The following is a 26,580-nucleotide window of genomic DNA, read 5'->3' on the forward strand; positions in this document are numbered from 1 at the left end:
CTCTCAGGATGTGACTTGTATCACGAGAGCGAACAAGAATCCCTCTTTGCAGAGCCGTACTTTCGTCTAGTCCGCGTTCCGTGGGGCTGGCATGCTGAGCACGTGCGCACCCGTCTGACGATCCTGCTCGCGCTGGCCCTGCTGGTGTCCGCCTGCGGCGGCAAAGCTGCCGAGCCGAGCCGATCCGCCCCGCCGTTGCCGGTCGACGACGCGTTCGCCGTGCGGATCGCCGGGCATCAGCAGACCGGTCTCGCGCTCGCCCGCGCCGCCGCGACGGAGGGCAAGTCGGTGTCAGTGCGCAAACTCGCCGGGCAGATCGCCGCCCGGCGCGAGAAGACCTTGCCCATGCTGTTGGAGCGCCTGGCCGACGTCCCGTCCCGCGACGGCCTGCCCGACCTCGGCGTGTCCCCGCAAGAGGCGGCCGACGGGATCGGCCCCGACGCGCTCGACGGGGCACGACCGCTCGACACGGCCTTCCTCACGCTGATGGCCCAGCACAACCGCGGCGCGCTCGCGCTGGTCCGCGCGGAGCTCAAGGACGGCAAGGACCCGGCGACGAAGGCCATCGCGCAACGCGTCGGCGCCGACGTGGCGCGCGAGCTGGACAGGCTCAACGCCGCGCTGGCGGACGTCGCTCAGCAGACCTCGTAGGCCCGCCACGTGCCACTGCGGGCCAGCGGCCGCGCGCCTGCCGGCGCCGCCTGCCGCTGCACCTCACCGCGGGCCCCGAGCGTGAACACCCGCCGCACCCGCTCGTTGGCGTACGTCACGAGCAGGCCGGGCCGTCCGTCCGGCAGGTTGGCGACCCGCACCGGCGCCGTCACGCCGGTGAGAGCGAGCAACGGGCGCGCGCGGAAGTCGGGCACGTAGACGGCAGGGCACCCGGCGGCGGCCCGCTGGAAGGCGGGCGTGCGGGCGAGCTGGAGCAGGTCGTCGTGCACCGTCCGACGGGCGTGCGTGAACGCCCGCGCGTCGCGCAGCCCGCCGAGCGTGGACGGGATGGCGCACAGCAGCAGCGCACCGATCACGAGCGCGACCGGCAACCGCAGCTCCGCGCCCATCCCGGCCACCAGCGCGAGCACGCACGCCGGCACCAGCAGGTAGCGCAGCAGCACGGGCAGCTCGGCCACCCCGAGCAGCGCGTACGTGAGCAGGCCGATGCCCAGCACAGCCGCCGGACCGGCGAACCGCCTCGGCTGGAGTGCGAGCCCGGCGACGAGCCCCACGACTCCCGCCAGCAGCGGAAGCGTCCCCATCAGGTCGGCGAGTGACGACGGAGCCGACACGATCGCCGTGTGCAGCCCGGTCGGCCGCCCCAGGTCGGCCGCGAGTGCCCGCGTGCCGGTGAAGCTGTAGGTCGGGCTGCCGGTCACCAGCAGGTCCGTCGCGGCCCAGATCACCGGCGCCGCGACCGCAAGCGGCAGTGCCTGACGCCGTCCCAGCCAGGCCGCATACGCGAGCGCCAGCAGCCACGCCTCCGGTCGCAGCAGCCCGGCCAGGACGAGCAGCACCTGCACGGCCGCGCCCCGGCGGGGCCGCCGCACCTCCAACGCGGCCGCCCACACCAGCAGCGCCAGGTACGGGATGTCCAGCGACGCGAACGCGACCTCGCGCTGCAGCACGCTGAAGCTCGCCACCACCACCGCGGCCACGCCACCGGCCCACCGCCCGCCCAGCGCGACCAGCCCCACCAGCAGCGCCGCGAAGCTCACGTACGTGATCACGAGCACCCCCTGCACGCCCCCGTCCGCGGCCAGCGACAGCGGTACCGCGACCAGGTTGGCGAGCGGATGCGGCGTCGGTGCGAACGGCGCCTGGTAGTCCGGCAGCGCGCCACCCGCGAGCTGCCCGCCCCACACCAGCGCCCACGCCGCGTCGTACCCGGGATACCCAGGGCCGAGCGACAGAGCGGCGATCACCGCCCCGGCAGCGACAGCGAGGGCAGCGAGGGCGGCGCGCACGGCGCGGCATCATCGCAGGCCTCAGAACGACGAAAGCCCCGGGAGTCCGGGGCTTTCAAGTACCGCTACGGGGATTCGAACCCCGGTTTCCGCCGTGAGAGGGCGGCGTCCTAGTCCCCTGGACGATAGCGGCAAGGGGGTGTTACGCGAGAGCCATCTTAGCAATGGTTCTCAGTGCGGCTGAGAGGACTCGAACCTCCACGGGCGTAAAGCCCACTGGCACCTGAAGCCAGCGTGTATACCAATTTCACCACAGCCGCGAGCTGGGATCGGGAAGGATAGCGACCCGGGGGCCGGACTCGCGAAATTGTGGTTCGGCGGACTCGCGGGGCGCCGGCGGGCGATGGCGGGTTGTCTTTGCGCAGACCGGCCTGAATGTCGTCGATGGCGGCGGGGCAACGAAAACCGTCAGTCAGGGATTCGGTGATTAAGAAGATTTAGCTCGCTCTTGCGATTTCATGACGACAATGTCTCTCGCAAGGCCCTGACCACGCCCGTCCACCGGAGGTTTGCCCGTGGCCATCGCCGCCTCACGACCGCAGCAAACTGAAGCGCCGACACAAGAGACCGGCACCCTGCCGCGTCTCGAGGAGCAGGAACGGAGACGGGTGTCCCTGACGTTGCCGCGGATCGCTCCTGGCCGGTACCTGGCCATGGAGGACGGCGAGGACATCATGTTGTTCCTGCTGGCCATGGACAACATGCACATCGGCCGCAGCCCGGGCGCGGACATCGTGCTCGACGACGCGTCGGTGTCCCGGCGCCACGCGCTGATCACCAAGCGCGGGGAGCGCACGATGATCCTCGACGACCGCAGCCTGAACGGCGTGCAGGTCAATGGCGTGCGCGTGAGCGAGGCCGAGCTCAAGGACGGCGACGTCGTCCTGGTCGGCCACGTGACATTGCGCTACGTCGAGCGTTGATCGCTCCATAACGAGTTCGAACCCCCTCGAACCAGACGGTCGGGGGGTTCGGACCGCGGCGTCCATTTAGCGGTCTAAGCTGCTCCTCGTGCCGCAGCATGAGGATCACACCCGCGTCGTCTTCCTGTCCCTCCTGCTCGCGGGGATGGCGTTCGCGCTCTCGCAGACGGTCGTCTCCCCCGCGTTGCCGGAGATCCAGCGCGAGTTCGGCGCCACGCCGACCTCGGCCGCGTGGATCCTCACGGGCTACCTGCTGGCCGCCGCGGTGGCGACGCCGATCGTCGGCAAGCTCGGCGACCTGTTCGGCCGTGGCCGGGTCCTCACGGTCGTGCTGCTGCTGTTCGCGGTCGGCAGCGCCGTGTGCGCGCTGGCGCCGTCGCTCGGCCTGCTCGTGGTCGGCCGCATCATCCAGGGCGTCGGCGGCGGCATCTTCCCGCTCGCGTTCGGGATCATCCGGGAGACCTTCCCGGCGGAGCGGGTCGCGACCGCGATCGGCGGGATCAGCGCCACGTTCGGCATCGGCGGTGGCGTCGGCCTGGTCATCGCGGGGCTGATCGTCGAGGCGCTCGACGCGTCCTGGCTGTTCTGGCTGGGCCTGATGGCCCTCCCCGCGGCGTTCGCGATCCACCGGTACGTCCCGCGCGAGGAGACCAGGAAGGACGCGAAGATCGACTGGATCGGCGCGGGCCTGCTGTCGGTGGCGCTCGCCAGCCTCCTGTACGGCCTCTCGAAGGCCAACGGCTGGGGTTGGGGTGACTCGCGCGTGCTCGGCCTGATCTTCGGTGGCCTCGCGGTCGCCGCGTTCTGGGTCTGGGTGGAGACGAAGATCGACCAGCCGCTCGTGGACATGCGCGTGCTCAAGCGCCGCCCGGTGCTGATGACGAACATCGCCGCGGTGCTGATCGGCTTCAGCATGTTCGCCTCGTTCCTGATCATCCCGCAGCTCGCGCAGACGCCCGAGCAGCACGGGTACGGCTTCGGCGCCTCCGTCACCGGCGCGGGCCTGCTGATGCTGCCGAGCACGCTGGTGATGCTGGTGGCCGGCCCGTGGGCAGGGCGCCTCGCGGTGCGGAGCTCGCGGTTCCCGCTGGTGGTCGGTGCGGGCCTGGGCGCGGTCGCGTTCGGCTTCTACGCGATCTGGCACAGCGCCGAGTGGCAGATCCTCGTCGGCGGCGCGGTGATGGGCATGGGCATCGGGTTCGCGTTCTCGGCGATGGCGAACCTCGTCGTGGAGTCCGTCCCGCGCGAGGAGGTCGGCGTCGCCACCGGCATCAACACGATCATGCGCTCGCTCGGCGGCGCGCTCGGCGCTCAGCTCGTCGCGACGCTGCTCACGAGCAAGACGCTGCCGAACTCGCCGATCCCGGCCGAGGCGGCGTTCACGGACGCCTTCGCCGTCGCGGCGGTCGCGGCCGTGCTGGCGATGGCCGCCGCGCTCGCGATCCCGGTGATCCGGCGCCCGCAGCCGCAGCCGGTCGCCGCTACTGCCGCACCCGCCACCACGTAGCACTAGGTTCCTGCTCACCGGGTACTCACCCGGCGACAAGTTGGCCGCGGAAGGACCCGGGCGTGCGCTGGATCATCGGAATGGTTGGACTGTGGCTGGTGCTCGGGGCATCCCCGGCCTTCGCCGACTCGGTGACCGTGCACGACGAGGATCGCTGGCGCGGAACCACGGTCTGGCCCCGCTCGACCAACGTGGACACGGCGACGGGCGACATCGTCACCGTCTCCCAGGAGGGTGAGCGGCTGCGCATCACCGCGGACCGCCGCCCCGAGTACGAGAGCTTCGCGCTCACCTTCGACGGACCGGGCGTGTCCGGGCGCGTCGAGCGGGGCGTCTATCCGAACGCGCAGCCGACCGGGCAGCGTCAAGCGGATCACGCCGCGATGGGCTTCCAGGCGAGCTACTACTACGCGTGGTCCCAGTGCAAGCGCCCGCGCGCGAGCTACGAGGTGCTCGAGATCGCCCGCGACGCGACGGACCGGATCACCCGCGCATGGATCCTCTGGGAGTGGCATTGCGAGGGCCAGATGGGCTCGTTCTTCGGCGAGGTCCGCGTCGGGATGCCGACGTCGCCCGGCCCACAGGCGGTGCCCTCGCGGCTGCGCTTCCCGGCGGCTGAGCGGGGCGGGCACAGCATGACGGTGCCGGTCGAGGTGCGCGCGGACGCGCCGATCACGGACGTGCGCGTCGTCGGTGGGGACTTCGAGGTCGTCGGCCACGGCTGCGCGGGCAAGAGCGCGTGCGAGGTGCAGGTGCGCGCCGCGCCGGCCGCCGCGGGCGAGCGCAGCGCCAAGCTGCGCGTGACGGACGCGGCCAACGGGATCACCGACGTGCCGCTGGAGGTGTTCGCCCACGGGGGGACCACCGGCTACTCGATCGTGTCCGACCCGGAGGAGTGGGTCGGGGACGGCAAGACGTGGAGCTACGGGCCGGACGCGCGGATCGACATGAGCGGCACGCGCGAGTCCCTGCGCGGATCGGTCAATGACGGCGACGCGCGATGGACGCTCGAGTTCGGGGCGCGCGACGGCGACGTCCTGGCGGCGGGCACGACGTACCGGGTCGGTCCCAGCCCTGGGATCGGCCCCTCGATCGGGCTCTCGGCGTTCTGGCGAACCTGTGGCCTGTGGCGCGGATCCTTCACCGTGCACGAGCTCGAATTCGATGGCCATGACCTGATGCACGCCCGGATCTCGTACGTGGTCGACTGCCTCGACTCCCGCGAGCAGACCGGCAAGCTCATGCGCGGGACGTTCAGCTGGCACGCCGGGGACGACGCGGCGCCCGCGCGCTGGATGGTGCCGTCGGGTCCGCCCGTCGAGCCCGCGCCGTTGCCGGCCCGCACGGCCAGCGTCACCTTCACCCACGAGGGCCTGCCGCGCCCGACGTGGGATGCCCAGGCCGGGGACCGGATCACGCTCTCCACGAGCAACGGCGGGCTGACGGTGGACGCGGCGCCGGGAAGCACGGGGCAGCCGCTGCAGCTGCGCTTCTACACGCCGCCGACGGCGAACGGCGTCAAGCCAGGGGTGTACGCGAACGTCCTCCGCCTGCTCGACCCGCGCCGCCAGGACGGCGAGCCGGGGATGCAGATCACCCTCGACGGCACGGAGGTCGGCAGCTCCGACCCCGGCGCGGTGCTCGGGAACTTCGAGGTCCGCGAGTACGAGGAGGTCGACGGCGTCGTCACCCGGCTGTGGATCCTCTACGAGCTCAGCGAGGGCGACCGGACGCACGCCGGCGAGGTGCGGATCGGCGCGCCGCCGGTCCCCGGCCCTCGCAGCGTCCCGACGCGGCTGCGCTTCGGCGCGGTCGAGCTCGGCGAGCCGGGCGCAGCCGTGCCGGTCGCGCTCTGGCCCAAGGACGGAGCCGGGATCGCCGGCGTGCGCATCGTCGGCGCGCACGCGGCGGACGCCCGGGTGCGTGTGGACGAGTGCACGGGCACGCCCGTCGTGGCGGGGGAGCCGTGCCGCGTGTACGTGCGCTTCACGCCCAGCGCGACGGGCGTGCGGCGGGCGACCGTGCGCGCCACGGACACCGCGGGGCACGTCACGGACGTGCCGCTGGAGGCCTTCGCCCACGGCGGCGACTCCTCCTTCGAGGTGACCAGCACGCTCGAGCCGCTCAAGGAAGGGCTGAGGCCGATCCTGTCGCCGGGGACGATGCGCTTCGGCAGCACGGCCATGTACCTGGTCAAGGGCGATCCCTCCCACCTGTGGATCCAGGTCCTCGCGGACCTGAACATCATGTGGACGCTCGACTTCGCCGCGCCGAAGGGGCAGACGTTGGCGGTCGGGCGCTACGAGGGCGCGCGCTACTACTCGAGCCCTGCCGCGTGGCCCGGCATGGGCGCCGCCATCGGCATCGCGTGCCCGGGTCTCACGGGCGAGTTCACCGTCCACGAGATCGAGCGGGTGTCCGGGATCGTCAGCAGGACGAACGTCAGCTTCGAGCTCGTCTGCCCGGACTTCTCCGGCTCGTTGCGCGGGACGTTCGCGTTCCGCGCCGGCGACCAGACGCCGCCCGCGCCCTGGATGGTGTCGAGCACCGAGCCGACACCCGAGCCGACCCCTGAGCCGACGCCGACCGCCACCGTCGAGCCGACCCCCGAGCCGACGCCGACCGCCACCGTCGAGCCGACCCCCGAGCCGACGCCGACCGCCACCGTCGAGCCGACGCCGACCGCCACCGCACCGCCACTCGCTTCCGCGACCCCCGCGCCGCCCGCCGGCGAGACGCCGTTCGTCGCGCCTGCCCCTCGGGACTCCGGTGCGGCGGTCCGCGCGGCGCTGAAGCCGTGCCTCGCCGCGGCTCGCTCGCTGGCGCGCACGCCGGCCGCCCGCCGAGCCGCGACCGCCACGCGCTTCGCCAAGCGGCTCACCCGCTGCCGGCAGGAGGTCGTGGCGCTGCCCCGGTCCTCCGCCCGCACCGCGGCGCTGCAGACGCTGCGGCGCCACGCCGCCGCCACGAAGACCCTGCGCGCGAAGCGGCCGAGCGCGAAGGCCGTGCGCCGCGCGCAGCGGACGCTCAGGACAGGCTGAGGGCGACCGCGCGCTCGGCGTGCAGGCGCGTCGTGTCGTAGACCGGCACGGGTGAGTCGTCCGCGCCGACCAGCAGGTCGATCTCGGTGCAGCCGAGCAGGATGCCCTGCGCGCCCTGCTCGGCGAGGTCGGCCATGATCCGCCGGTATTGCTCGCGCGAGAGGTCGCTGACGATGCCCCGGCACAGCTCGTCGTAGATCACGTCGTGGACGATCTTGCGGTCGCGCGCCGGCGGCGTGATGACCTGCAGGCGGTGGTCGTTGCGCAAGCGGCCGGTGTAGAAGTCCTGCTCCATCGTGTACGCGGTGGCGAGCAACCCGACGCGCTCGAGGCCGTCGCCGCGCACCGCCGCGGCGGTCGTGTCGGCGATGTGGACGAACGGGATCGTGGTCGCCAGCTCGATCTCCGCCGCGACCTTGTGCATCGTGTTGGTGCACAGGACGAGCAGCTCCGCGCCGGCGGCCTCGAGGTTCTGCGCCTCGCGCGCGAGCCGCTCGCCCGCCTCGGACCAGCGGTCCTCGCGCTGGAGGAGCTCGATGTCCGCGAAGTCGACCGAGCGCAGCACGCAGTCCGCGGAGTGCAGGCCGCCGAGCTGCTCGGCCACGAGCTCGTTGACGAGCCGGTAGTACTCGATCGTCGACTCCCAGCTCATCCCGCCGAGCAGGCCGATGCGCTTCATCGGCCGACCGCCGGGAAGACGGGCTGGACGGCCGGCGGCGCGACCCGCACGCGCGCGTCGACGACGGCCGCGCCCTCGGCGGACGCGACGACCGGGTTGAGGTCCAGCTCGGCGATCGCGGGGTGGGCGTCGGCGAGCGCGCCGACCCGGACGGCGATGTCGGCCAACGCCTCCACGTCGGCGTCGGCACGGTGCAGCAGAGCAAGTGAGCGCAAGCGCGAGATCATGTCGAGCGCGTCCTCGCGGGCCAAGGGAGCTAACCGCACCTGGACGTCGCCGAGCACCTCGGCCGTGCCGCCGCCCGCGCCGCACGCGACCACCGGCCCGAAGCGCTCGTCGGCCAGCACGCCGACCAGCATCTCGACACCCGGCTCGGCCATCCGCTGGACGAGGAAGTCGCCCACCGGTGTGCCGGACGCCTCGAGCTTGGCCGCCACGTCCTGCGCCGCGCGCTTGACGGCGGTCGGCCCGGCCAGCCCGAGCCGCACGGCCCCCGCCTGGGCCTTGTGCACGACCCCGGGCGCCACGCCCTTGAGCGCCACCGCGCCCCCGAGCTCGGCCGCGGCCTTGGCCGCCGCGGCGGGCGTCGCGGCGCGCCGCTGCTCGACGAGCGCGATCCCGTACGCCGCGAGCAGCGCCTCCACCTCGTCCGGACGCAGCCAGCCGCCACCGCGGGCGAGCGCGCCGGCGAGGATCGCGGCGGCCGCGTCGGCGTCCACGCCGTCGAGGCGCGCGGGCTCGAGCACGGGCGTGGCCCGCCACCGCCCGTACGCGACCGCGCGACCGAGGGCGCGCGCGGCCCGCTCGGGCGCGCGGAACGTGGGGATCTTGCGCTGTGGCCGCTGCGGTTCCGCAACGGGTTCCGCGCTGGTCGGACGCGTCTGTCGGTGGCCGAAGCGCGCGGCGGCCTGCGCGGCCGCGTCGCGGGCGAGCTCCGCCGCGCGGGCGCCCAGCGTCGGCTCGGGCGTCGTGTCCGCCGCGCGGCGGCCGGTCGCGCCCCGGCGCAGGACGACCGGCAGGTTGCCGGGCGTCATGAAGACCGTCAGCAGCGGCACGTCCAGCTCCAGCCCGGCCAGGCAGGACGCGACGTCGTCGGCGCGAGTGGCGATGTGCTCGACGAAGATCGTGATCACGGCGTCGACGCCCGGGTCGGCGGCGACGAGCTCGGTCACGGCCGCGAGCTGGGCGGGCGTCTCGGAGGCCACGAGCTGGACGGGGCCGGCGACGACGGACTGCTCGGGCAGGCGCTCGCGCAGGGCGGCCTGCGTCGGCTCGGACAGCGTCGCCACCTCGAGGTTCGCGTCCGCGCACGCGTCGGCGCACACGACCAGCGGGCCGCGGGCGTTGGCGACGATCGCGACGCCGCTGCCCGTCGGCAGCGGCTGCTCGCTCAAGACCGCGGCGGCGTCCAGCAGGTCGTCGAGCCCGTCGCAGCGGAGGACACCGGCCGAGGCAAACAGCGCGTCGACGGTCGAGTCCGACGCCGCGATCAGCGCGCCCGTGTGCGAGGACGCCGCCCGCGCGCCGGCGCCGGTCCGCCCCGCCTTGACCGCCAGCACCGGCTTGGTGCGGGCGACGTGCCGGGCGACGCGGCCGAACTTGCGTGGGTTGCCGAATGACTCGAGGTAGAGCGCGACGACCTGCGTGGCCGGGTCCTGCTCCCAGTACTGCATGAAGTCGTTGCTGGAGAGGTCGGCCTTGTCGCCGAGCGACACGAAGGCGCTGAGGCCGATCCCGCGCCGTGAGGCGCCGTCGATCGCCGCCGCGCCGAACGCGCCCGACTGCGACACGAAGCCGATCGTCCCGGCCGGCACGTCGGCGCGCGCGAACGTCGCCGTCAGCGACACGTCCGGCGCCGTGTTGACGACGCCCATGCAGTTCGGGCCGACCAGCCGCATGCCGCTCGCGCGGCAGATCTCCAGCAGCTCGGCCAGCCGCGCCGCGCCCTCCGCGCCCGCCTCGGCGAAGCCCGCGGTGATCACGACCAGCGCCTCCACGCCCGCGTCGGCGCACTCGCGCGCGACGCCCGGGACGGCCTCGGCGGGCACCGCGACGATCGCGAGGTCCACGCCCTCGGGCACGCGCGGCATCGCCCGCCGCGAGCCGACGAACTCCGCGTTCGGGTTCACCGGGAACAGCTCGCCGCGGAAGTCGTTGCCGAGGATGTGCCGGAACGCGGCGCCGCCGAACGAGTCCGGCCGTCGCGACGCGCCGACCACCGCGACCGAGCGCGGCCGCAGCACGCGCTCCACCGCCGCCACCGCGGCCACCCGGTCGCGGTCCTCGAAGCGGCGCCGCGCGTCCGGGCCGAGCTCGGTCGGGAACACCACCTCGATGCCGTCCGGCGAGGCGCGCACCTCGACCGGGAAGCCCGACTCGCGGAACACGCTGATCATCCGCCGGTTCTCGGGCAGGACGGTCGCGGTGAAGGTGGTCACGCCGCGCGCCGACGCGACCTGCGCCAGGTGCGCGATCAGCACCGTCGCCAGCCCGCGCCCCTGCATCTCGTCGGCGACGGCGAACGCCACCTCGGCCCGATCCGGCCGCTCGAGCTCGAACACCGCGTGCGCCACCACGCGCTCCTCGGCGCCGGTGGTGACGATCAGGCCGTACCCCTCGGGCCGGTCTCCGGCGGCCGCGCGCTCGGCCGCCTTCTCGAGGTTCACGCCGAGCGAGAAGAACCGCAGCCAGCGCGAGTTGTCGCTGAGCCCTTCCAGGAACGTGCGCAGCGCCGGCGCGTCGGCGGGCACGACCGGCCGCACGTGCGCGGTCGATCCGTCGCGCAGCGCGATGTGGACGTCGGCGGCGACGGGGACGGTCACGCCAGCCCCAGGGCGTCCAGCAGCTCGTCACCCCCGAAGCGGACCGGGTCGGCGGCGAGCAGCCCCGTCTCCGCGCGTACGCGCTCCAGCTCGGCGCGCGCCGCGTCGTCGTCCAGCCCGCGCGTGTTGACCGCGATCGCCTTCACCTTCGCGGGATGGTCCACCCACGACGTGGCCGCCTCGTAGATCGAGATCAGCTCCGGGAGCGGCCGGATCGGCACGCCGGGGTAGTCGTCGATGTCGGTCGAGCCCGCGCGGTGGCAGAGCACGAGCACGTCGGGCTTGGCCCCGTGCAGCAACCCCAGGGTGACGCCGCTGTACGCCGGATGTCCGAGCGCGCCCTGTCCCTCGACGAACAGCAGCGGCGCGCGCGAGGCGCCGTCGTGCACGAGCCGCGAGGCGGCGCCCGCGACGAAGTCGGAGATGACGTGGTCGACCGCGATCCCCCAGCCGGCGATCGCGATCCCGGTCTGCCCGGTGGCGACGAACGCCGACTCCAGCCCCCGCGCGCGGGCCGCCGCGTCCAGCTCGAGCGTCACCGACATCTTCCCGATCGCGCAGTCCGAGCCGACCGTGTGCACGACGGTCACGTCCGGCCGCTCGGCCGGCGGCACCGACAGCCCGGGCGGCGCGGCCCGCAGGTCCCGCAGCTCCACGCCCGACGCCGCCGCGGCGGCCGCCAGCTCGTCGTCCTCGGCCAGCACCGTGTGCAGGCCGGCCTCGACGCTCATCTGAGCCCGGATCGCTTCCAGCACCGCCGCGCGCCACTCGTCCGTCAGCGCGCCGCCGAACGGCGCCACGCCGATCACGAGCACGTTCGCGCCCAGCGCCGCCGCCTGCTCGACGCCCGCGACGATCGGCACCGCGCGGCGCGCGTAGGGCACCACGTCCGAGGCCGTCGAGCCGGCCGACGTCTCGTCGACCACGCACACGACCTCGCGCTCGCCGTAGCGCAGGATGCCGTGGGCGGTCTTGGCGTGCGAATCGGCGAACTGGCCGCCGGTGAACAGCGCGAGCCGGTCAGCCATCGGCCCGCTCCACGCCCAGGCCGGGCTGGTCCGACAGCACGAGCCGCCCGTCCAGCAGCCCCAGCCCGGTGAACGGCCGGGACGAGATCAGCAGGTGCCCGTCAAGGTCGACGTAGTCGACGAGCGACCCCAGCTGCGCGGCCTGCGCGATCCCCAGCTCCGACTCGATCATGCAGCCCAGCATGACCTGCAGCCCGAGCGCGCGCGCCGCGTGGATCATCCGCAGCGCCTCGCGGATGCCGCCGCACTTGGACAGCTTGATCACGATCCCGTCCGCGTAGGTCGCGATCCTCGCCACGGACGCGAGGTCCTTGCAGCCCTCGTCGATCAGCACCGGCAGCCGGTCGGGCACCTCGCGGTAGGCGAGGAACGAGTCGATGTCCTCGGCCGGGAACGGCTGCTCGACGAACTCGACGCCCAGCGCGACCAGCTCCGGCGTGAGCGACCGCGCCGTCTCGAGGTCCCAGCCCTCGTTGCCGTCGATCCTCAACCGCGCCGACGTCACCGCTCGGACCGCGCGCAGGCGCTCGAGGTCCCCCGGCCCGCCGACCTTGATCTTGAGCACTTCATAGCCCGTCGCGCGGCGCGTGCGGTCGGCCGTGCCCTCGACGCTGTCGATGCCGATCGTGTAGGAGGTCGGCGGCGTCACGCGCTCGGCACCGAGCAACCGCCAGACGGGCTGGCGCACCCGCTTGCCCACCCAGTCGTGGACGAGCCCGTCGAGCGCCATCTTCGCGCCTTGCGGGCCGTCCCAGGCCGCGATCCGCCGAGCGATCGCCTCGCCCGCGAACAGGTCGTCGCCGAGGAGCGCGGCGCCGTCGGCCTCGATCGCGGCGATCATCGTCTCCGGCGTCTCGCCCCAGTAGTCGACGGGCGCGCCCTCACCGCGCGCGACGATCCCGTCGTGGTCGAGCTCGGCGACGACGACGGTCTCCTCGTCGGCCGCGCCGCGGGCGATCTGGAACGTCTCACGCAGAAAAAGGACGTGCGGGCTGGCGCGCATCGGCGTATGCTCGCAGTTGACCCATGTCCGGCACCACGACGTTGGAGCTTCCCCGAGGGGCGAGCTCGGCCGGCATCGCCCGGCTCCTGATGACCGCGCACGGCGCGGATCTCCCCTCCGATCGGCTCAAGTCGGCGAACCTGCTCGTCTCCGAGCTCGTCTCGAACGCCCTCCGCCACGGCGCAGGACGGATCGAGCTGACCATTCACTCGGGTGCGGACGGCGTACGGGCCGAGGTCTCCGACGAGGGCACCGGAGCCAAGATCGTCAAGTCCGACCCGCGCCCCGCCCGTGGCGGGTGGGGACTGCACTTCGTCGACCGGCTCTCGACCTCGTGGGGCGTCGCCGGCGACGCCTCACGGGTCTGGTTCCACGTCGCCTAGGGACCCGTCACGCTGAGCGCTCGCATGAGGCGGGCGCGCTGCGCGCCCGTGCCGCCGGAGACGACCAGCCACCCCGGACCCTCGCGGCGCACGCGCACGCCCTCGGTCGACGGCAGCGGTGACGCGGGCGCGGCGAGGTCGCGCGGGTTGAGCAGGACCGCGGCGCGGAGCGTGCGGCTGCCGACCTTGAACGACGTGCTCGCGCAGCTCAGGTAGGACGGGCTGACGAGGTCCAGCACGACGAACCGCTCGAGCACGCGGGCGCGGCTCGGGCTCAGGTCCGAGCCGGACTCCGGGCGGATCGCGCAGCGCGTGCGCGGCGGGTCGGCGGCCGGCACGCGACGCGTCGGCAGCGGCCGTACGGCGGCGGTCGCGCGCGGGGCGAGCTGCTGCCCGCCGACGTCGTGCAGCGTGAACGTCGGCGGCTGGCCGGTGACGTCCCACGTGGCGACGCGCCAGCCGGCGGGGAGACCGGGGTCGCGTGCGGGCGTGAACGTGCGCCCGTCGCTCAGCCGCACCTGGCGCACGGCGCGGTCGACGATCGCGTAGCCCATGCCGGGCGAGCCGCCGAGCCCGCCCGCCGCGATCAGCGTCGTGCCGGGCGGCCCGGAGCGGTGGCACTGGCGGCCGCCGGTGATCAGGCCCGCGGTGTTGATGGTGATGCCGACGCACCAGCCGGCGTGCCCGGCCGTCAGGTCCGGCGTGAGCGTGAGGTCGAGCTCGGGCGGAGCCGCCGGCGTGGGCGCGGGTGCGGGCGCACTGCCGCTCGGCGGGCGGCGCCGGAACGGGTTCGTGTTGTTCGGGTCGCTGGGCGTGGCGGTCGGGGTCGGGACCGGCGGGGGTGTCCGGGTCGGCGTCGGCATGGCGCGCTCACCGGGCGGCGGCGGGTCGTCGCCGCCGATCGTGAGCGCGGCGGCGGCCACGCCCGCGCCGAACAGCACGACCGCCGCGGCGGCGGCCGCCAGCACCCGCGAGCGTGGCCGCGGGAGCTTCCCGCCCGCCGCGACCAGCAGCTGCTCGCCGAGCACGGCGAACGGGTCCCGGGTGTGCTTGGCGGGCTCTCGGCGCGTGAGCCGCGGCGACGGGCTGACCGGCGGCGGCGCGTCCTCGTACTCCTCGTCGTCGAGCAGCCGCCGGAACACGCTGATGCGCTGCGACTCGGGCAGCCGCGCGAGCGTGCTCCGGAAGTCGACTCGGCCGCGCTCGGCGATCATCCGCAGCGCTTCGTCGTCGAGCGCGATCGTGCCGAGGCCGATGCGCGCGCGGGCCGCGTCGGACACCTGGCCGCGTCGCTCGGCGTCCCCGGCGACGCTGCGCGCGATGCCCAGCAGCCACGCGACCGCGGGCCCCTTGCGCGGGTCGTAGCGCTTGCGGTGCTCATACGCGCGCGCGAACGTCTCCGCCACGAGGTCGAACGTCACCTCGGGCCGCCGGGAGCGGCGCCCGAGGAAGGCCGCCACGGTGATCACGTGACGCCCGTAGAACTCGGCGAACGCGTCGACGTCGTAGCTCCGGAGCAGCTCAGCGTCCGTGCGCATGCTCTTAGTTCTACGAGGTGCTCGCGGCCCGCGCCGCCCGTCTCCCGATCGGGACGCACATCGGTGTCCCCGTGACCGGGTCCGGGATCACGCGGGAATCGAGGCTGAACACCTGCTTGACGAGCACCTCGTCGACGATCGCTTGTGGCGCGCCGGCGGCATGGACGTGTCCGCTTTCGAGCGCCACCAGGTGGTGCGCGTACCGGCAGGCGTGGTTGAGGTCGTGGAGCACGATGACGATCGTCCGCCCCTGCTCGTTGAGGTCGACGAGCAGGTCGAGCACTTCGAGCTGGTGCGCGAGGTCCAGGTACGTCGTCGGCTCGTCGAGCAGGAGGATCGGCGTGTCCTGGGCGAGCGCCAGCGCGATCCAGGCACGTTGGCGCTGACCGCCCGAGAGCCGGTCGAGTGGGCGGTCCTTGAGGTCGTGGACGCCCGTGGCGTGCATCGCCCAGTCGACCCGCTCGGCGTCCTCGGCCGTCGAGCGCCGGCCGAGCCGCTGGTGTGGGAAGCGGCCGCGGTGGACGAGGTCCTCGACCGTGAGGCCCTCGGGCGGCACCGGCGACTGCGGCAGGAAGCCGAGCCGCTTGGCGACGTCGCGCGTCGGCAGCCGCGCGATCTCCGCCCCGTCGAGCAGGACGCTGCCGCCGGTCGGCTCGAGCAGCCGCGCGAACGTCCGCAGCAGCGTCGACTTGCCGCACGCGTTGGCCCCGACGATCGCGGTGATCTGGCCTTCGGGCAACGGGACGTCGACGCCTTGGAGGACGTCGCGCTCACCGTACCCGACGCGGAGCGCGTCGGCGCGCAGGCGGCTCACGCCGTCCGGCTCCGCCACAGCAGCACGGCCAGGTAGGGCGCGCCGATCAGGGACACGACCAAGCCGCTCGGGATCTCGGTCGGCGCGAGCACGGTCCGCCCGACGGCATCCGCCAGGCCGAGGAGCAGCGCGCCGAGCGTCATCGCCATCGGCAGCGACCGGCGGTGGTTGCCGCCGGCCAGCAGGCGCGCGGCGTGCGGGGCGAGCAGGCCGACGAACGCGATCGCGCCGCAGACCGCGACGGCGGCGGCCCCGAGCGCGGCGCCGGCCGCCAGCAGCAGCGCGCGTGTCCGGCTCGTCCGCAGGCCGAGGCTGCGCGAGAGGTCGTCGTCGAGCATCAGCACGTCAAGGCGGCGGACGGCGAGGAAGACGAGCGGCAGCAGCAAGGCCGCGGGCACGGCGAGCAGCCGGAAGTCGGCCCAGCTCGTCGCGTAGGTGGAGCCGATCAGCCACGTGATCGCGGTCGCCGCGGCCGGCTGCGCGTTGAGCAGCATCAGCATCGTGACGGCGCTGCACGCGGCGGTGACCGCGAGGCCGACGAGCGCCAGCCGCGTCGGCGAGCCGCCGCCCGCGAGCGCGAGCACCGCGCCCATCGCCACCAGCGCGCCCGCGAACGACGCGAACGGCAGGACCAGCGTCGGCGCGTCGGGGAACGCGAGCAGCACGAGGAAGGCGCCGACGGACGCGCCGCCGACCACGCCCGCGAGCTCGGGCCCCGCGAACGGGTTGCGGACCGCGGCCTGCAGGACGGTCCCGGACGCGGCGAGGCACGCGCCGCCGAGCAACGCCACCGCCAGGCGCGGGGCGCGCGACTCGAGCGCGATCTCCCCCAGCGGCGAGCCGCGGCCGAGGATCGAGCCGAGCACCTCCCCTGGGCCGATCCGGATCTCCCCCAGGCACAGCGAGCCGATCACGGCGACGGGCAGCAGGAGCGCGGCGGCCAGCGCGGCCTTCGGGCGCCAGCGCGCGCCGCCGGCCCGCGTGTCCAGCGACTGGCCGACTTCACCGCGCAGCCGCTTCGCCACGACCACGAGCACCGGCGCGCCGATCAGCGCGCACACGACACCCGCCGGGGTCTCGGTGTCCAGGCCCGTGATCAGGCGGCCGGCGACGTCCGCGGCGAGCAGGATCGCGGCCCCCCACGGCAGCGCGACCAGCAGCGCTTGCCGATGTCCGCGTGGCCGCGCGGCGCGGGCGAGGCCGCCGGCGAGGATCCCCACGAACGCGATCGGCCCGACGAGCCCGACGGCCACGGCGGTCAGCACGGCCGCGAGCGCGACCGACGCGAGCTGCACGAGCCCGGCGCGCTGGCCGAGTGCCCGCGCGGTCTGCTCCCCCAGCACGGCGACGTCGAGCGAGCGCGTGAGCAGCAGCGTCGCGAGCAGCGCGGGCGCGCCGATCAGCACACCGGCCGTCAGCGGGCCCCAACCGTTCTGCAGGAGCGAGCCCGCACCCCACAGGAACAGCCCGCTCGTCTCGGTCTCGCGCGTGAGCCGGACCGCGGCCGTGCCCGCCGCCAGCGCCAGGCCGACGGCCATGCCCGCGAGGATCAGCCGCACGCCTCCCCCACCCGCGGCGGCCATCGCGCCGATCAGCGCGGTGCCGGCGGCGACGCCGACGAACGCCACGGCGATCGTGGGCGCGCCGGGCGCGAGGCTCGCGTAGGCGGCGACGAGCGTGACGGCGAGCGCGCCGCCCGCGGTCAGCCCGAGCGTGGCGGGCTCGGCGAGCGGGTTGCGCGTGATCGCCTGCAGGATGACCGCCGCGCCGGCGAGCGCGAACCCGGCGACGATCCCCGCCGCCACCCGGGGCAGCCGGATGTCCCGCACGAGCGCGTCGTTGAGCGACTCGCCGCGGGCGAAGAGCGCGCTCCACACGTCGCCGAGCGGGACGTCGCCCTGTCCCTGCGCGACGTCGAGGACGCCGGCGACGAGGGCGAGCGCGAGGCCGGCGAGGGCGAACGCGGCGACGCGCCTCGTCATCTACGACGTCAGCGAGTTGGCCAGGCGGTCGGCGAACAGCATCGTCGAGCGCGGGCCGCCGAACAGCCAGGTGGTGCCGCCGAGCGTGCGCACGCGCTTGGCCTTGACGACCGGCAGGCGCTTGTACGCGGACGACTTCGTGATGCCCTGGACCTGGCGCTGGAATTGCGGCGGGTAGACGAAGGCGAGCCACCCGTCCACGCGCGACAGCGCTTCCAGCCCGACCGTCGCGAAGCCGTAGCGCGCCGTGCCGCTCCAGCCGTCCCGCAGCCCCAGGCGGCGGACCACGTCGGCGGTCTGCGAGTTCTGCGTGAACATGCGGATCGCGGGCGCGCTGGACGTGCCGCCGGGCGTCGCGATCGCGACCGTCGCGCCGGCGCGACCGCCCTTCTTGAGCTTGGCCTTGGCCCGCGCGAGCGTGTTGGAGAGGTCCTGCAGCACCCGCTCGCCGCGCGCCTTGCGCCCGACCGCGGTCGCGAGCCGCCGGAAGTCCGTGACCATCGCGTTCAGCTGGCTGCCGCTCGCGGGGTACGGGTGCGTGACCAGCACCGGGGCGATCTTCTTGAGCTGCGCGAGGTTCTTCGTCGACCGGTAGTCCGGGACGACGATCAGGTCGGGCTCGAGCGCCGCGATCCGCTCGATCGATGGCGACTGGCGCGACCCCACGTCCTTCATGCCCCGCGGCCGCGGCGCCGCCACCCACGTGTCGTAGCCCTTCATGTCCGCCGCTCCCACCGGCGCCATGCCGAGCATGTGCAGGTTCTCGACCGTGTCCCACTCGATCGCGACGACCCGCTTGGGCGCGGCGCTCGCCTTCACCTTCGCCGGCTTCGCGGGCTGCAGCGTGAAGCGCTTCGTGACCGTGTTGCCGCCGTCGGCCGTGACCCGCAGCGTCACCTTGCGCGCCTGCTTCAGCGTCCGCTTGAGCTTGAGCGTGACGGTGGTCTTGGCGCCCGCCTCGAGCGTGTAGCTCTTCTTGGCCGCGAGCGAGCTCGCGCCGGCCTTCAGCGTCACGGCGCCCTTGCAGTCGGCGGCCGTGCAGGACAGCGCGACCTTCACCGACCGCGCCGTGGCCTTGAGCTTCGTCGTGCGCACCGCCACGGCGGGGACGGCCTTCGGCGCGGGGAAGCGCACCGGCGCGCCGGCCTGGACGCCGACGGTCTCGAACGGCGACGGCGTCAGCGGCGTCGGCGCCGCTCGGCCCTCACCCCGGGCGGGCTGGCAGTCGAGCAGCACGCCCACCCCGCCGACCTCCGCGCGGATCAGCACGCTGCCGGCCGGCTGGACGCTCGCGCCGCCCAGCCCCGCGGGCACCGGCGGCAGGCTGCCCGGCCCGGCCTGGCGGAAGGAGAACGCGGACGCGGGCGCGGTCCACGTCGTGTCGGGGAGCGCGACGGTCGCGTCAATCGGCGTGGACGAGACGAAGGTCCCGTTGCCGTCGTCGGTGATGGTCAGGCGGGCGACGGCGTCGAAGTGCTGCACCTGCACGCCCTGCGTCGTCCCGGGCGCCTCGACCGCGAGCCACACCTTCGCGGGGATCTGGTTCTCGCCCGCCTTGAAGAACTGCAGGTTGTAGCCCGCCTCGGCGATGTAGTCCGGCAGGCGCAGACGCGCCGACGACTGCGTCAACGTCACCCCAGAGGCGGGCGCGGCAGGGTTCGGGCTCGCCACGCCGGTGAGCTCGACCTGGCTCTCCCGCCACACCTGATCGAGGTTGAACTTGCAGCTGTTCTGGTTCGTCGACGTCCCCGCCGACGCCGGGGCGGCCGCCGTGAGCGCCGCGCCCACGACAGCGGTCATCACCAAGGTCCGTCGCATACGTCAACCAACCCTAACAACTGATGGCAAGTTTGTTGAGGTCAGAGTGCGAGCACTATGCTTGTGCAGGATGAGCAAGCCCCACGGACACTCGATCGACGACTACCTTGAGGCGATCCACCTGCTGGTGTCGCCCGTGGGCGTGTACGAGCCGGCGAAGGCCCCCGCGGCGATCGCGGCGCGGGTCGCGGACGCGCTCGGCGTGTCGCGCACGGCCGTGGGCGAGATGCTCAAGCGCCTGGCCGCCGAGGGCCTCCTGGAGCGCGGCACCGGGCGCGAGCTCGTGCTCACCGCCGCGGGCACCGAGCGCGCGGAGCAGGTCGTCCGCCGCAACCGGATCGTCGAGCGCTTCCTCACGGACATGCTCGACTACGACCCCGCCGAGGCGCACGAGCACGCGTCGCGCGTCGCCGCGTCCTTCACCGAGGACATGGTCGAGCGCCTGCACGCGAAGCTCGGCTACCCCGAGCGCTGCCCGCACGGCTGGCCCGTCGCCCCGCAGCAGGACCGCGAGGAGAGCCGCGAGCTGGTCAGCCTGGCCGACCTCGCCGCCGGCGACAGCGGCGAGATCGTCCGCCTCACCGAGCAGGACGGCGGGCTGCTGTCGTGGTTCGCGGCCGAAGGCCTCGCGCCCGGCGCGAAGGTCGAGGTGCGGGACATCCAGCCGGCCGCCGGCCACCGCAAGATCCAGATCGCGGGCGACGGCGAGCAGTTCATCGCCGATCGTGCGGCGCGCGGGCTCTATGTCCGCCGCTCCAGCGATCAGTAGTTGAGGCGTAAAGGCACCTTTACTAACATCCGGCGGGTTGCTTGCACCGCCTCGCCAGGATGCTGCCGCGCTGGCGGCCACCACCACGCTGCTCAACTGCTTCCTGCGTGAGGGCGGAACCGCCCTGTTCCGTGGGGATCAGGCCGTCTTCCCGACCCTCGGCCTCGTCGCCGGGCTCACCTACCGGTCCTCGACGCTGCACCACCGGTTCGGCCCCGTCCCGATCGAGCCCACCGAGCTCGCGCGCCGGATCTCGCAGGCGCTGGACCCGGGCACGTCGCCCGAGGCGCTCCTCGACCGCGTGCAGACCAGCGTCGACGCCGTCGCCGGCTACGTCGAGGCGCGCGCCCACGACCTCGACCGTCTCTTCGCGCCCGAGCCGCTGCCGTTCATCGACGCCGAGCAGGCGCTCGTCCTCGGGCATCCGCTGCACCCGACGCCGAAGGGCCTGAGCGGCCGGCTCGCGCAGTACGCGCCGGAGCTGCGCTCGCGGTTCGCGCTCCACTGGCTGTCGGTGGACGAGCGGGCGGTCGTGCACGACTCCGCGGCCGGCATCCCGGCGCCGCGGCTCGCCGAGACCCTGCTCGGCCAGTCCGCCAAGCCCGGCCGCATCCTCCTCCCCGTCCACCCGTGGGAGGCGGGCTTCCTGGCGCGCGCGTCCGCGGAGCTGTTCGCGTCCGGAGCGGTGATCGACCTCGGTCCACAGGGTGAGCCCGTCACGCCGACGAGCTCGATCCGCACCGTGTACCACGACGACTGGCCGTACCAGCTCAAGTTCAGCCTGCACGCCCGGGTCACGAACTCGATGCGCGTGACGCTGCCGAAGGAGCTGCGCCGGGCGGTCGAGGCCAAGCGGCTGGACGAGACGATCGTCGGCGCTCAGGCCCGCCAGGCGGCGCCGCACCTGACCGTCGTCCACGATCCCGCCTACCTCTCGATCCCCGACCACGACGGCTTCAGCGTCCTGCTGCGCGAGAACCGCTTCGAGGGCGACGTCTCCGCGCTCGCGGTCCTCTGCCAGGACCACCCGCTCGGCGGCCGCTCACGGCTCGCGAACCTCGCGCACGGCCGTGAGCGCGAGTGGTTCCAGGCGTACCTGGAGACGGTGATCGTGAGCCTCGTCCGCCTGTACCTGGACGTCGGGCTCACCTACGAGGCGCACCAGCAGAACACGCTGCTGCGCCTCGAGGACGGGATGCCCGCGCACGCGCTCATCCGCGACAGCCAGGGCTACTTCCACCGCGAGGCCGCGCACGCGGACATCGCCGCCGTCCTCCCCGAGCACGGCGAGGCGAGCGAGTCGATCTCCCCCGAGGTGCTCGCCGACGAGCGGCTCGTCTACTACCCGTTCCTCAACAACGCGCTCGGCGTGGTCGACGCGCTCGGCGCGGGCGGCGGCATCGACGAGCGGATCCTGCTGCGCGACCTGCGCGACACCCTGCAGCGCCAGCGCAAGGCGGGTGGCCGCTACCCGCACACGCTGCTCGACCGCCTGCTCGACGACACGACCTGGCCGTGCAAGGCCAACCTGCGCACGCGCCTGCACGACATGGACGAGCTCGTCGGGGACATCTCGACCCAGTCCGTCTACGTGACCATCCCGAACCCGCTGACCCCCGAGATCGAGCTCGTCCCGGTCGACGAGACCCACCACGCGCTGCTCGGCCGCTGGCTGCGCGAGCCCCGCGTGGCGCGGTGGTGGGGCGAGGTCGACGACGTCGGCGCGTACCTGGCGGCGCTCGGGCACCTGGAGCCGCTGATCGCCTACGCCGACGGCGAGCCGTTCGGCTACGTGGAGACCTACTGGGTCTTCCAGGACGAGCTGGCCTGGCACTACGACGCGCACCCCGACGACCGCGGTTTCCACCTGCTGGTGTCCGAGGAGGCGAGCGGCACCGGCGTCCCGCGCGCGCTCGTCCGCCGGCTCATCGACGGCAACCCGGGCCGGACCGTGTGCGAGCCCGACGTGCGCAACGCGCGCATGCTGGCCTTCTGCCACGCGCTCGGCGGTGCCGTGCTGACCGAGCTGGACCTGGCGGACAAGCGCGCCGCGCTGGTGGTGTGGGAGCGATGAGCCGGCACGACGTCATCGGCGTCGGCCTCGGCCCGTTCAACCTCGGCCTCGCCGCGCTGCTGGACCCGCTCGAGGACGTCGACGCCGTCTTCTTCGACGACAAGGACGGGTTCGCCTGGCACCCCGGGCTGATGCTCCCGGACGCCGAGATCCAGGTGCCGTTCCTGGCCGACCTGGTGACGCTCGCCGACCCCACGAGCCCGTTCTCGTTCCTGAGCTACCTGCACGACCAGGGCCGGCTGTACCGCTTCTACTTCCGCGAGCACTTCCACGTGCTGCGACGCGAGTTCGAGGCCTACTGCCGCTGGGTGGCCGTGCAGCTGGACGCCGTGCGCTTCAACCACCGCGTGGACGCGATCCGCCCGGCGCCCGGCGGCTGGTCGGTGTGGACGCGCGGCGAGGAGCACCGCGCCAGGCACGTCGTGCTCGGCGTCGGCTGCGTGCCGACGGTGCCGGCGTTCGCGCAAGGGCTCACGCACTCGTCGCGCTACCTCGGGGTCCGCGAGCGGGCGCTGACCGCCTCCTCGGTCGCCGTGATCGGCTCGGGCCAGTCCGCGGCGGAGATCTTCGCCGACGTCCTCGAGCACGGCCGCGGCCGCGTCGACTGGTTCACGCGCAGCGCGGGCTTCCTGCCGATGGAGTACTCCAAGCTCGGGCTCGAGCACTTCAGCCCCGAGTACACGGCGTACTTCCACGGCCTGCCCGAGGCCAAGCGCGACGCGTTGCGCGCCGGCCAGGACCTGCTCTACAAGGGCATGTCGGCGGAGACGAGCGAGCGCATCTTCGACCTGCTCTACCGGCGCAGCATCGACGGCGAGCCGGACGTGCGCTACGCGGCCCGCTGCGAGCTGCGCAGCGTCGACGGGCGCCGGCTGCACTTCCACCAGCTCGACCAGGACGTCGCGTTCACGCACGAGGCGGACCTCACGATCCTGGCGACCGGCTACGAGCCCGCGCCGATCCCGGTGCCCGCGCACCTGCTCGCCCGCGACGGCGCCGGCCGGCCCGTCGTGGAGCTCGACTACCGGCTCCGGCTCGCCGACGGCACGCCGTCCACGCTGTTCGTCCAGAACGGCGAGCTGCACACGCACGGCGTCGGCGCGCCCGACCTCGGGCTCGGCGCGCACCGCAACGCGGTCATCGTCAACGCGCTGGCCGGCCGCGACGTGTACGCGGTGCGGGACCGCAACGTATTCCAGTCGTTTGGTGTCGCGGCCGCATGAGCGCCTGGGCGCGGGCCAACCGCGAGCTGATCGCCAAGCTGCTGACGGAGCTGGAGTTCGAGGAGCTGCTGCACCCCGAGATCGGGGACGAGTGGCAGCTGACGCTCGGCGAGCTGACGTTGCACTACACGGCGACGCGCCGCTCGATGGGCCACGCGCGCGTCGATCCCGCCTCGTTGCGGGCGACGCGCGACGGCGTGGAGATCGAGCTGCCCGACGCGGACATGGTCGTGGCCATCGGCGCGCCCGCGCTCGGCGTCGACCCGTCGACGACCGCGGGGCTGATCGGCGAGATCGCGTCCACGCTCGTCAGCGACGCGCAGCAGCTCGAGCGCGGCGCGCCCGTGGTGGAGCTGATCGACCTCGACGCGCTGGAGCTGGAGGGCGAGCTGCGCGGGCATCCGTGGATCGTCGCGTCGAAGGGCCGCGTCGGGTTCGGCGCCGCCGACCTGCGCCGGTACGCGCCCGAGGCGCACCGGCCCGTCCCCGTCTACTGGCTCGACGTGGCGGACGCCGACTGGCGCGGGCAGGACGTCGGCGCGCTCGTGCCCGTGCACCCGTGGCAGTGGGATCACCGCATCCAGCAGCTGTACGCGGGCGACATCGCGCGCGGGCGCATCCGCTTCCTCGGCGAGCGCGAGGGACGCTGGCTGCCGCAGCAGTCCATCCGCACGCTGGGCGACGCCGACCAGCCCGGGCGCCATCACCTCAAGCTCGCGCTCTCGATCCTCAACACGAGCGTCTGGCGCGGCCTGCCGCGCGACCGCACGCTCGCCGCGCCGCGGCTCTCCGCGTGGCTGCAGGAGCGCGCGCTGGGCGACCCGTTCCTGCGCGAGACCGGGGTGATCCTGCTCGGCGAGGTCGCCAGCGTGTCCGTCGCGCATCCCGCGTTCGAGGCGGTCGCCGACGTCCCGTACCAGCACACGGAGCTGCTCGGCGCGATCTGGCGTGAGTCGGTGGAGGCGTACCTGGAGCCGGACGAGCGCGCGATCTCGCTGGCCGCGCTGCTGCACCGCGACCCCGCGGGCAGGTCGTTCGTGGAGGCGCTCGTCGAGCGCTCGGGGCTGGCCGTCGCGGACTGGATCGCGGCGCTGCACGAGGTCACGCTCCCGCCGCTGCTGCACATGCTCTACCGCTACGGCGCGGCCTTCTCGCCGCACGCGCAGAACTGCATGCTCGTGCTGCGCGACGACGTGCCGGTGCGGCTCGTCGTCAAGGACTTCGTGGACGACATGATGGTCTCGTCCGACCCGCTGCCGGAGCTGGCGGACATGCCCGAGGACGTGCGCGCGGCGCTCGGCGACGGCGTCGAGGCGGCGATCCTCGTGCAGTGGATCCAGGGCGGCCTGCTCGTGTGCGTCCACCGCTACCTGGCGGAGATCCTGGAGGAGCGGATGGGCTTCGCGGAGGCGGCGTTCTGGGCGCTGGGCGAGCGGGCGGTCGCGCGCTACCAGTCGCGCTTCCCGGAGCTGGAGGACCGCTTCGCGCTGTTCGACATGGAGGCGCCGGCGTTCGTGAAGCTGTGCCTGAACCGCGTGCGGATGCTCGAGCGCGGCTATCAGGACGCGGCCGAGCGCCCGGTGGCCGCCGCGGTCGGCTGGATCACGAACCCGCTGGCGCCATGAGCCACCCGGAGCTGGCGGTCCACACCGAGCACGAGGCGGCGCTGGACCGCAAGCTGTGGGCCCGGCCCGCGCTGCCCGAGCACGACACCGAGCTGCTCCACGCGTGGATGCACAAGCCGCACGTCGTGCCGTTCTGGGCGATGGACTGGCCGCAGGACTGGATCCGCGACTACCTGGTGCGCCAGAACGAGGACCCGGCGCGCTCGCCGCTGCTGGGCTACGTCGACGACATGGCGGTCGGCTACATCGAGGTCTACGACCCGGCGCGCGACGTGCTCGGCGCGCACGCGCCGATCCTCCCGGGCGACATCGGCGCGCACGTGCTGATCGGCGATGAGGAGCACCTCGGGCGCTACTCGGTGGCGATCGGGCGCGCGGTCGTGCGGTTCCTGTTCAAGCGGCCGGGCGTGCTGCGGATCGTCGGCGAGCCGGACGTGCGCAACCACCAGTTCCTGTCGCTGCTCGCGTTCCTCGGCTTCCGCAAGGTCGGCGAGATCGACCTCCCCGACAAGCGGGCGGCGTTCATGGTCTGCGAGCGCGCGGACTTCGAGCGGTTGAGCGCGCGCCGCCGTCGCGTCTCGGCATGACGCTCGCGCTGACGGGAGTCGTCAAGCGCTACGGGGAGCGGGTGGCGCTCGACGGCGTCGACTTCGCCGTGGACGCCGGCTCGATCGTGGCGCTGCTGGGCCCCAACGGCGCCGGCAAGTCGACGCTGGTCTCGATCGCGGCGGGCCTGCTGGCGCCGGACGCGGGCGACGTGGTCGTGTGCGGACGGCCGGGGCTGGCGCCACAGGAGATCGGGATCTACCCGTCGCTCACCGTGCGCGAGAACCTGTGGGCGTTCGCGGAGCTCCACGGCGTGTCCCGGCGCCGCGCCGAGCGGTGGCTGTCGCCCTTCGTGCTGACGGACCTGGCCGACCGTCCCGCCGGCCGCCTGAGCGGCGGCGAGCAGCGGCGGCTGCACACGGCGATCGCGGTCGTGCACCGGCCGCGCCTCGTGCTGCTGGACGAGCCGACCGCGGGCGCGGACACGCAGACGCGCTCGGCCATCCTCGACGCCGTGCGCGGCCTGGCCGCCGACGGCGCGGCGGTCGTCTACACGACGCACTACCTGCCGGAGGTCGAGGAGCTCGGCGCCGAGGTCGCCCTGCTCGAGCGCGGGCGGATCATCGCCTCCGGCACGATCGACGAGCTGGTCACCCGGCACGCGCGAGCGCTGTTGGAGATCACCTACGCGGACGGGCGCGTGGAGCGCCGTCCGGGCACGTCGCTGCACGGGCTCGGCGACGACGTGGTGCGTGCGGAGGTCATCCGGCCGTCGCTGGAGGCCGCCTACCTCGCGCTGACGGGGCGGAGGAGCGCGGAATGACCCCGGCCGCGCTCGCCGGCG

General features: G+C 73.9%; 20 protein-coding genes and 2 tRNA genes. 11 read left to right on the forward strand and 11 right to left on the reverse strand.

What is annotated here, in order from left to right; all coding sequences use genetic code 11:
* Nucleotides 1-102: 102 nt before the first annotated feature.
* Nucleotides 103-651 (forward strand): DUF305 domain-containing protein, encoded by a 549-nt coding sequence (locus C8N24_RS30355; RefSeq protein ID WP_170179527.1) that lies wholly within the window; start codon nucleotides 103-105, stop codon nucleotides 649-651.
* Here the strand turns inward: C8N24_RS30355 and C8N24_RS30360 are convergent.
* The 3 genes from C8N24_RS30360 to C8N24_RS30370 form a co-directional block, all read right to left on the reverse strand.
* A complete protein-coding gene (locus C8N24_RS30360) occupies nucleotides 636-1,961 on the reverse strand; it encodes a hypothetical protein (RefSeq protein ID WP_147448057.1) in 1,326 nt (441 codons plus the stop codon). The genes C8N24_RS30355 and C8N24_RS30360 overlap by 16 nt on opposite strands.
* Nucleotides 1,962-2,021: 60 nt before the next feature.
* Nucleotides 2,022-2,094: transfer RNA gene (locus C8N24_RS30365), tRNA-Glu, on the reverse strand.
* Between the two features lie 42 nt (nucleotides 2,095-2,136).
* A tRNA-Leu gene (locus C8N24_RS30370) sits at nucleotides 2,137-2,221 on the reverse strand.
* A gap of 255 nt (nucleotides 2,222-2,476) precedes the next feature.
* On the opposite strand from C8N24_RS30370, the gene C8N24_RS30375 reads away from it, so the two are divergent.
* From C8N24_RS30375 to C8N24_RS30385, 3 genes are all read left to right on the forward strand, one after another.
* Entirely contained in the window at nucleotides 2,477-2,884 is a 408-nt protein-coding gene (locus C8N24_RS30375) for an FHA domain-containing protein (RefSeq protein WP_147448058.1), read from the forward strand.
* Nucleotides 2,885-2,972: 88 nt separating this feature from the next.
* On the forward strand, nucleotides 2,973-4,391 hold the full coding sequence (locus C8N24_RS30380) for an MFS transporter (protein WP_121257330.1): 1,419 nt from the start codon (nucleotides 2,973-2,975) through the stop codon (nucleotides 4,389-4,391).
* Between the two features lie 98 nt (nucleotides 4,392-4,489).
* Nucleotides 4,490-7,432 carry a choice-of-anchor D domain-containing protein gene (locus C8N24_RS30385; RefSeq protein WP_170179528.1) on the forward strand — a complete coding sequence of 981 codons (2,943 nt, stop codon included), beginning with the start codon at nucleotides 4,490-4,492 and terminating at the stop codon, nucleotides 7,430-7,432.
* Here the strand turns inward: C8N24_RS30385 and C8N24_RS30390 are convergent.
* Genes C8N24_RS30390 through C8N24_RS30405 form a run of 4 tightly spaced genes read right to left on the reverse strand, consistent with a single transcriptional unit; the run spans nucleotide 7,419 to nucleotide 12,964 of the window.
* Nucleotides 7,419-8,111: an aspartate/glutamate racemase family protein gene (locus C8N24_RS30390; RefSeq protein WP_121257334.1), complete on the reverse strand. Its 693-nt coding sequence runs from the start codon at nucleotides 8,109-8,111 to the stop codon at nucleotides 7,419-7,421. The two genes, C8N24_RS30385 and C8N24_RS30390, sit on opposite strands and share 14 nt — an antisense overlap.
* The gene (locus C8N24_RS30395) at nucleotides 8,108-10,933 is read right to left on the reverse strand and encodes a bifunctional acetate--CoA ligase family protein/GNAT family N-acetyltransferase (RefSeq protein WP_121257336.1); all 2,826 of its coding nucleotides are present in this window, start codon (nucleotides 10,931-10,933) and stop codon (nucleotides 8,108-8,110) included. The genes C8N24_RS30390 and C8N24_RS30395 overlap by 4 nt, the downstream gene beginning before the upstream one ends.
* On the reverse strand, nucleotides 10,930-11,961 hold the full coding sequence (locus C8N24_RS30400; protein WP_121257338.1) for an N-acetyltransferase DgcN family protein: 1,032 nt from the start codon (nucleotides 11,959-11,961) through the stop codon (nucleotides 10,930-10,932). Before C8N24_RS30400 ends, C8N24_RS30395 begins: the two co-directional genes overlap by 4 nt.
* Nucleotides 11,954-12,964 carry a dipeptide epimerase gene (locus C8N24_RS30405; protein WP_121257340.1) on the reverse strand — a complete coding sequence of 337 codons (1,011 nt, stop codon included), beginning with the start codon at nucleotides 12,962-12,964 and terminating at the stop codon, nucleotides 11,954-11,956. The genes C8N24_RS30400 and C8N24_RS30405 overlap by 8 nt, the downstream gene beginning before the upstream one ends.
* 23 nt (nucleotides 12,965-12,987) lie before the next feature.
* On the opposite strand from C8N24_RS30405, the gene C8N24_RS30410 reads away from it, so the two are divergent.
* Nucleotides 12,988-13,347: an ATP-binding protein gene (locus C8N24_RS30410; RefSeq protein ID WP_121257342.1), complete on the forward strand. Its 360-nt coding sequence runs from the start codon at nucleotides 12,988-12,990 to the stop codon at nucleotides 13,345-13,347.
* Here C8N24_RS30410 and C8N24_RS30415 read toward each other — a convergent pair.
* From C8N24_RS30415 to C8N24_RS30430, 4 genes are read right to left on the reverse strand one after another with little or no spacing between them, the layout of a single operon-like run.
* A complete protein-coding gene (locus tag C8N24_RS30415; protein WP_121257344.1) occupies nucleotides 13,344-14,885 on the reverse strand; it encodes an RNA polymerase sigma factor in 1,542 nt (513 codons plus the stop codon). The two genes, C8N24_RS30410 and C8N24_RS30415, sit on opposite strands and share 4 nt — an antisense overlap.
* Nucleotides 14,886-14,895: 10 nt before the next feature.
* A complete protein-coding gene (locus C8N24_RS30420) occupies nucleotides 14,896-15,699 on the reverse strand; it encodes an ABC transporter ATP-binding protein (protein WP_121258148.1) in 804 nt (267 codons plus the stop codon).
* Nucleotides 15,696-17,681, reverse strand: coding sequence for an iron ABC transporter permease (locus tag C8N24_RS30425; protein ID WP_121257346.1), 1,986 nt, complete (start codon nucleotides 17,679-17,681; stop codon nucleotides 15,696-15,698). Before C8N24_RS30425 ends, C8N24_RS30420 begins: the two co-directional genes overlap by 4 nt.
* Nucleotides 17,682-19,481 carry an ABC transporter substrate-binding protein gene (locus tag C8N24_RS30430; RefSeq protein ID WP_147448059.1) on the reverse strand — a complete coding sequence of 600 codons (1,800 nt, stop codon included), beginning with the start codon at nucleotides 19,479-19,481 and terminating at the stop codon, nucleotides 17,682-17,684.
* An 88-nt stretch (nucleotides 19,482-19,569) separates the two neighbouring features.
* Here C8N24_RS30430 and C8N24_RS30435 point away from each other — a divergent pair, with 88 nt between their 5' ends.
* From C8N24_RS30435 to C8N24_RS30460, 6 genes are read left to right on the forward strand one after another with little or no spacing between them, the layout of a single operon-like run.
* Nucleotides 19,570-20,268, forward strand: a complete 699-nt coding sequence (locus tag C8N24_RS30435) for a metal-dependent transcriptional regulator (protein ID WP_121257350.1) — start codon at nucleotides 19,570-19,572, stop codon at nucleotides 20,266-20,268.
* A 37-nt stretch (nucleotides 20,269-20,305) separates the two neighbouring features.
* Nucleotides 20,306-22,342: a GNAT family N-acetyltransferase gene (locus C8N24_RS30440; protein WP_121257352.1), complete on the forward strand. Its 2,037-nt coding sequence runs from the start codon at nucleotides 20,306-20,308 to the stop codon at nucleotides 22,340-22,342.
* Nucleotides 22,339-23,565, forward strand: a complete 1,227-nt coding sequence (locus C8N24_RS30445) for a lysine N(6)-hydroxylase/L-ornithine N(5)-oxygenase family protein (protein WP_121257354.1) — start codon at nucleotides 22,339-22,341, stop codon at nucleotides 23,563-23,565. Before C8N24_RS30440 ends, C8N24_RS30445 begins: the two co-directional genes overlap by 4 nt.
* Nucleotides 23,562-25,190 carry an IucA/IucC family protein gene (locus C8N24_RS30450; protein WP_121257356.1) on the forward strand — a complete coding sequence of 543 codons (1,629 nt, stop codon included), beginning with the start codon at nucleotides 23,562-23,564 and terminating at the stop codon, nucleotides 25,188-25,190. Before C8N24_RS30445 ends, C8N24_RS30450 begins: the two co-directional genes overlap by 4 nt.
* Complete coding sequence (locus tag C8N24_RS30455) at nucleotides 25,187-25,777, forward strand: GNAT family N-acetyltransferase (protein WP_121257358.1); 591 nt, start codon at nucleotides 25,187-25,189, stop codon at nucleotides 25,775-25,777. The genes C8N24_RS30450 and C8N24_RS30455 overlap by 4 nt, the downstream gene beginning before the upstream one ends.
* Nucleotides 25,774-26,559: an ABC transporter ATP-binding protein gene (locus C8N24_RS30460; RefSeq protein ID WP_121257360.1), complete on the forward strand. Its 786-nt coding sequence runs from the start codon at nucleotides 25,774-25,776 to the stop codon at nucleotides 26,557-26,559. Before C8N24_RS30455 ends, C8N24_RS30460 begins: the two co-directional genes overlap by 4 nt.
* Nucleotides 26,560-26,580 lie beyond the last annotated feature (21 nt).

Source organism: Solirubrobacter pauli, from assembly GCF_003633755.1.
GTDB lineage: Bacteria > Actinomycetota > Thermoleophilia > Solirubrobacterales > Solirubrobacteraceae > Solirubrobacter > Solirubrobacter pauli.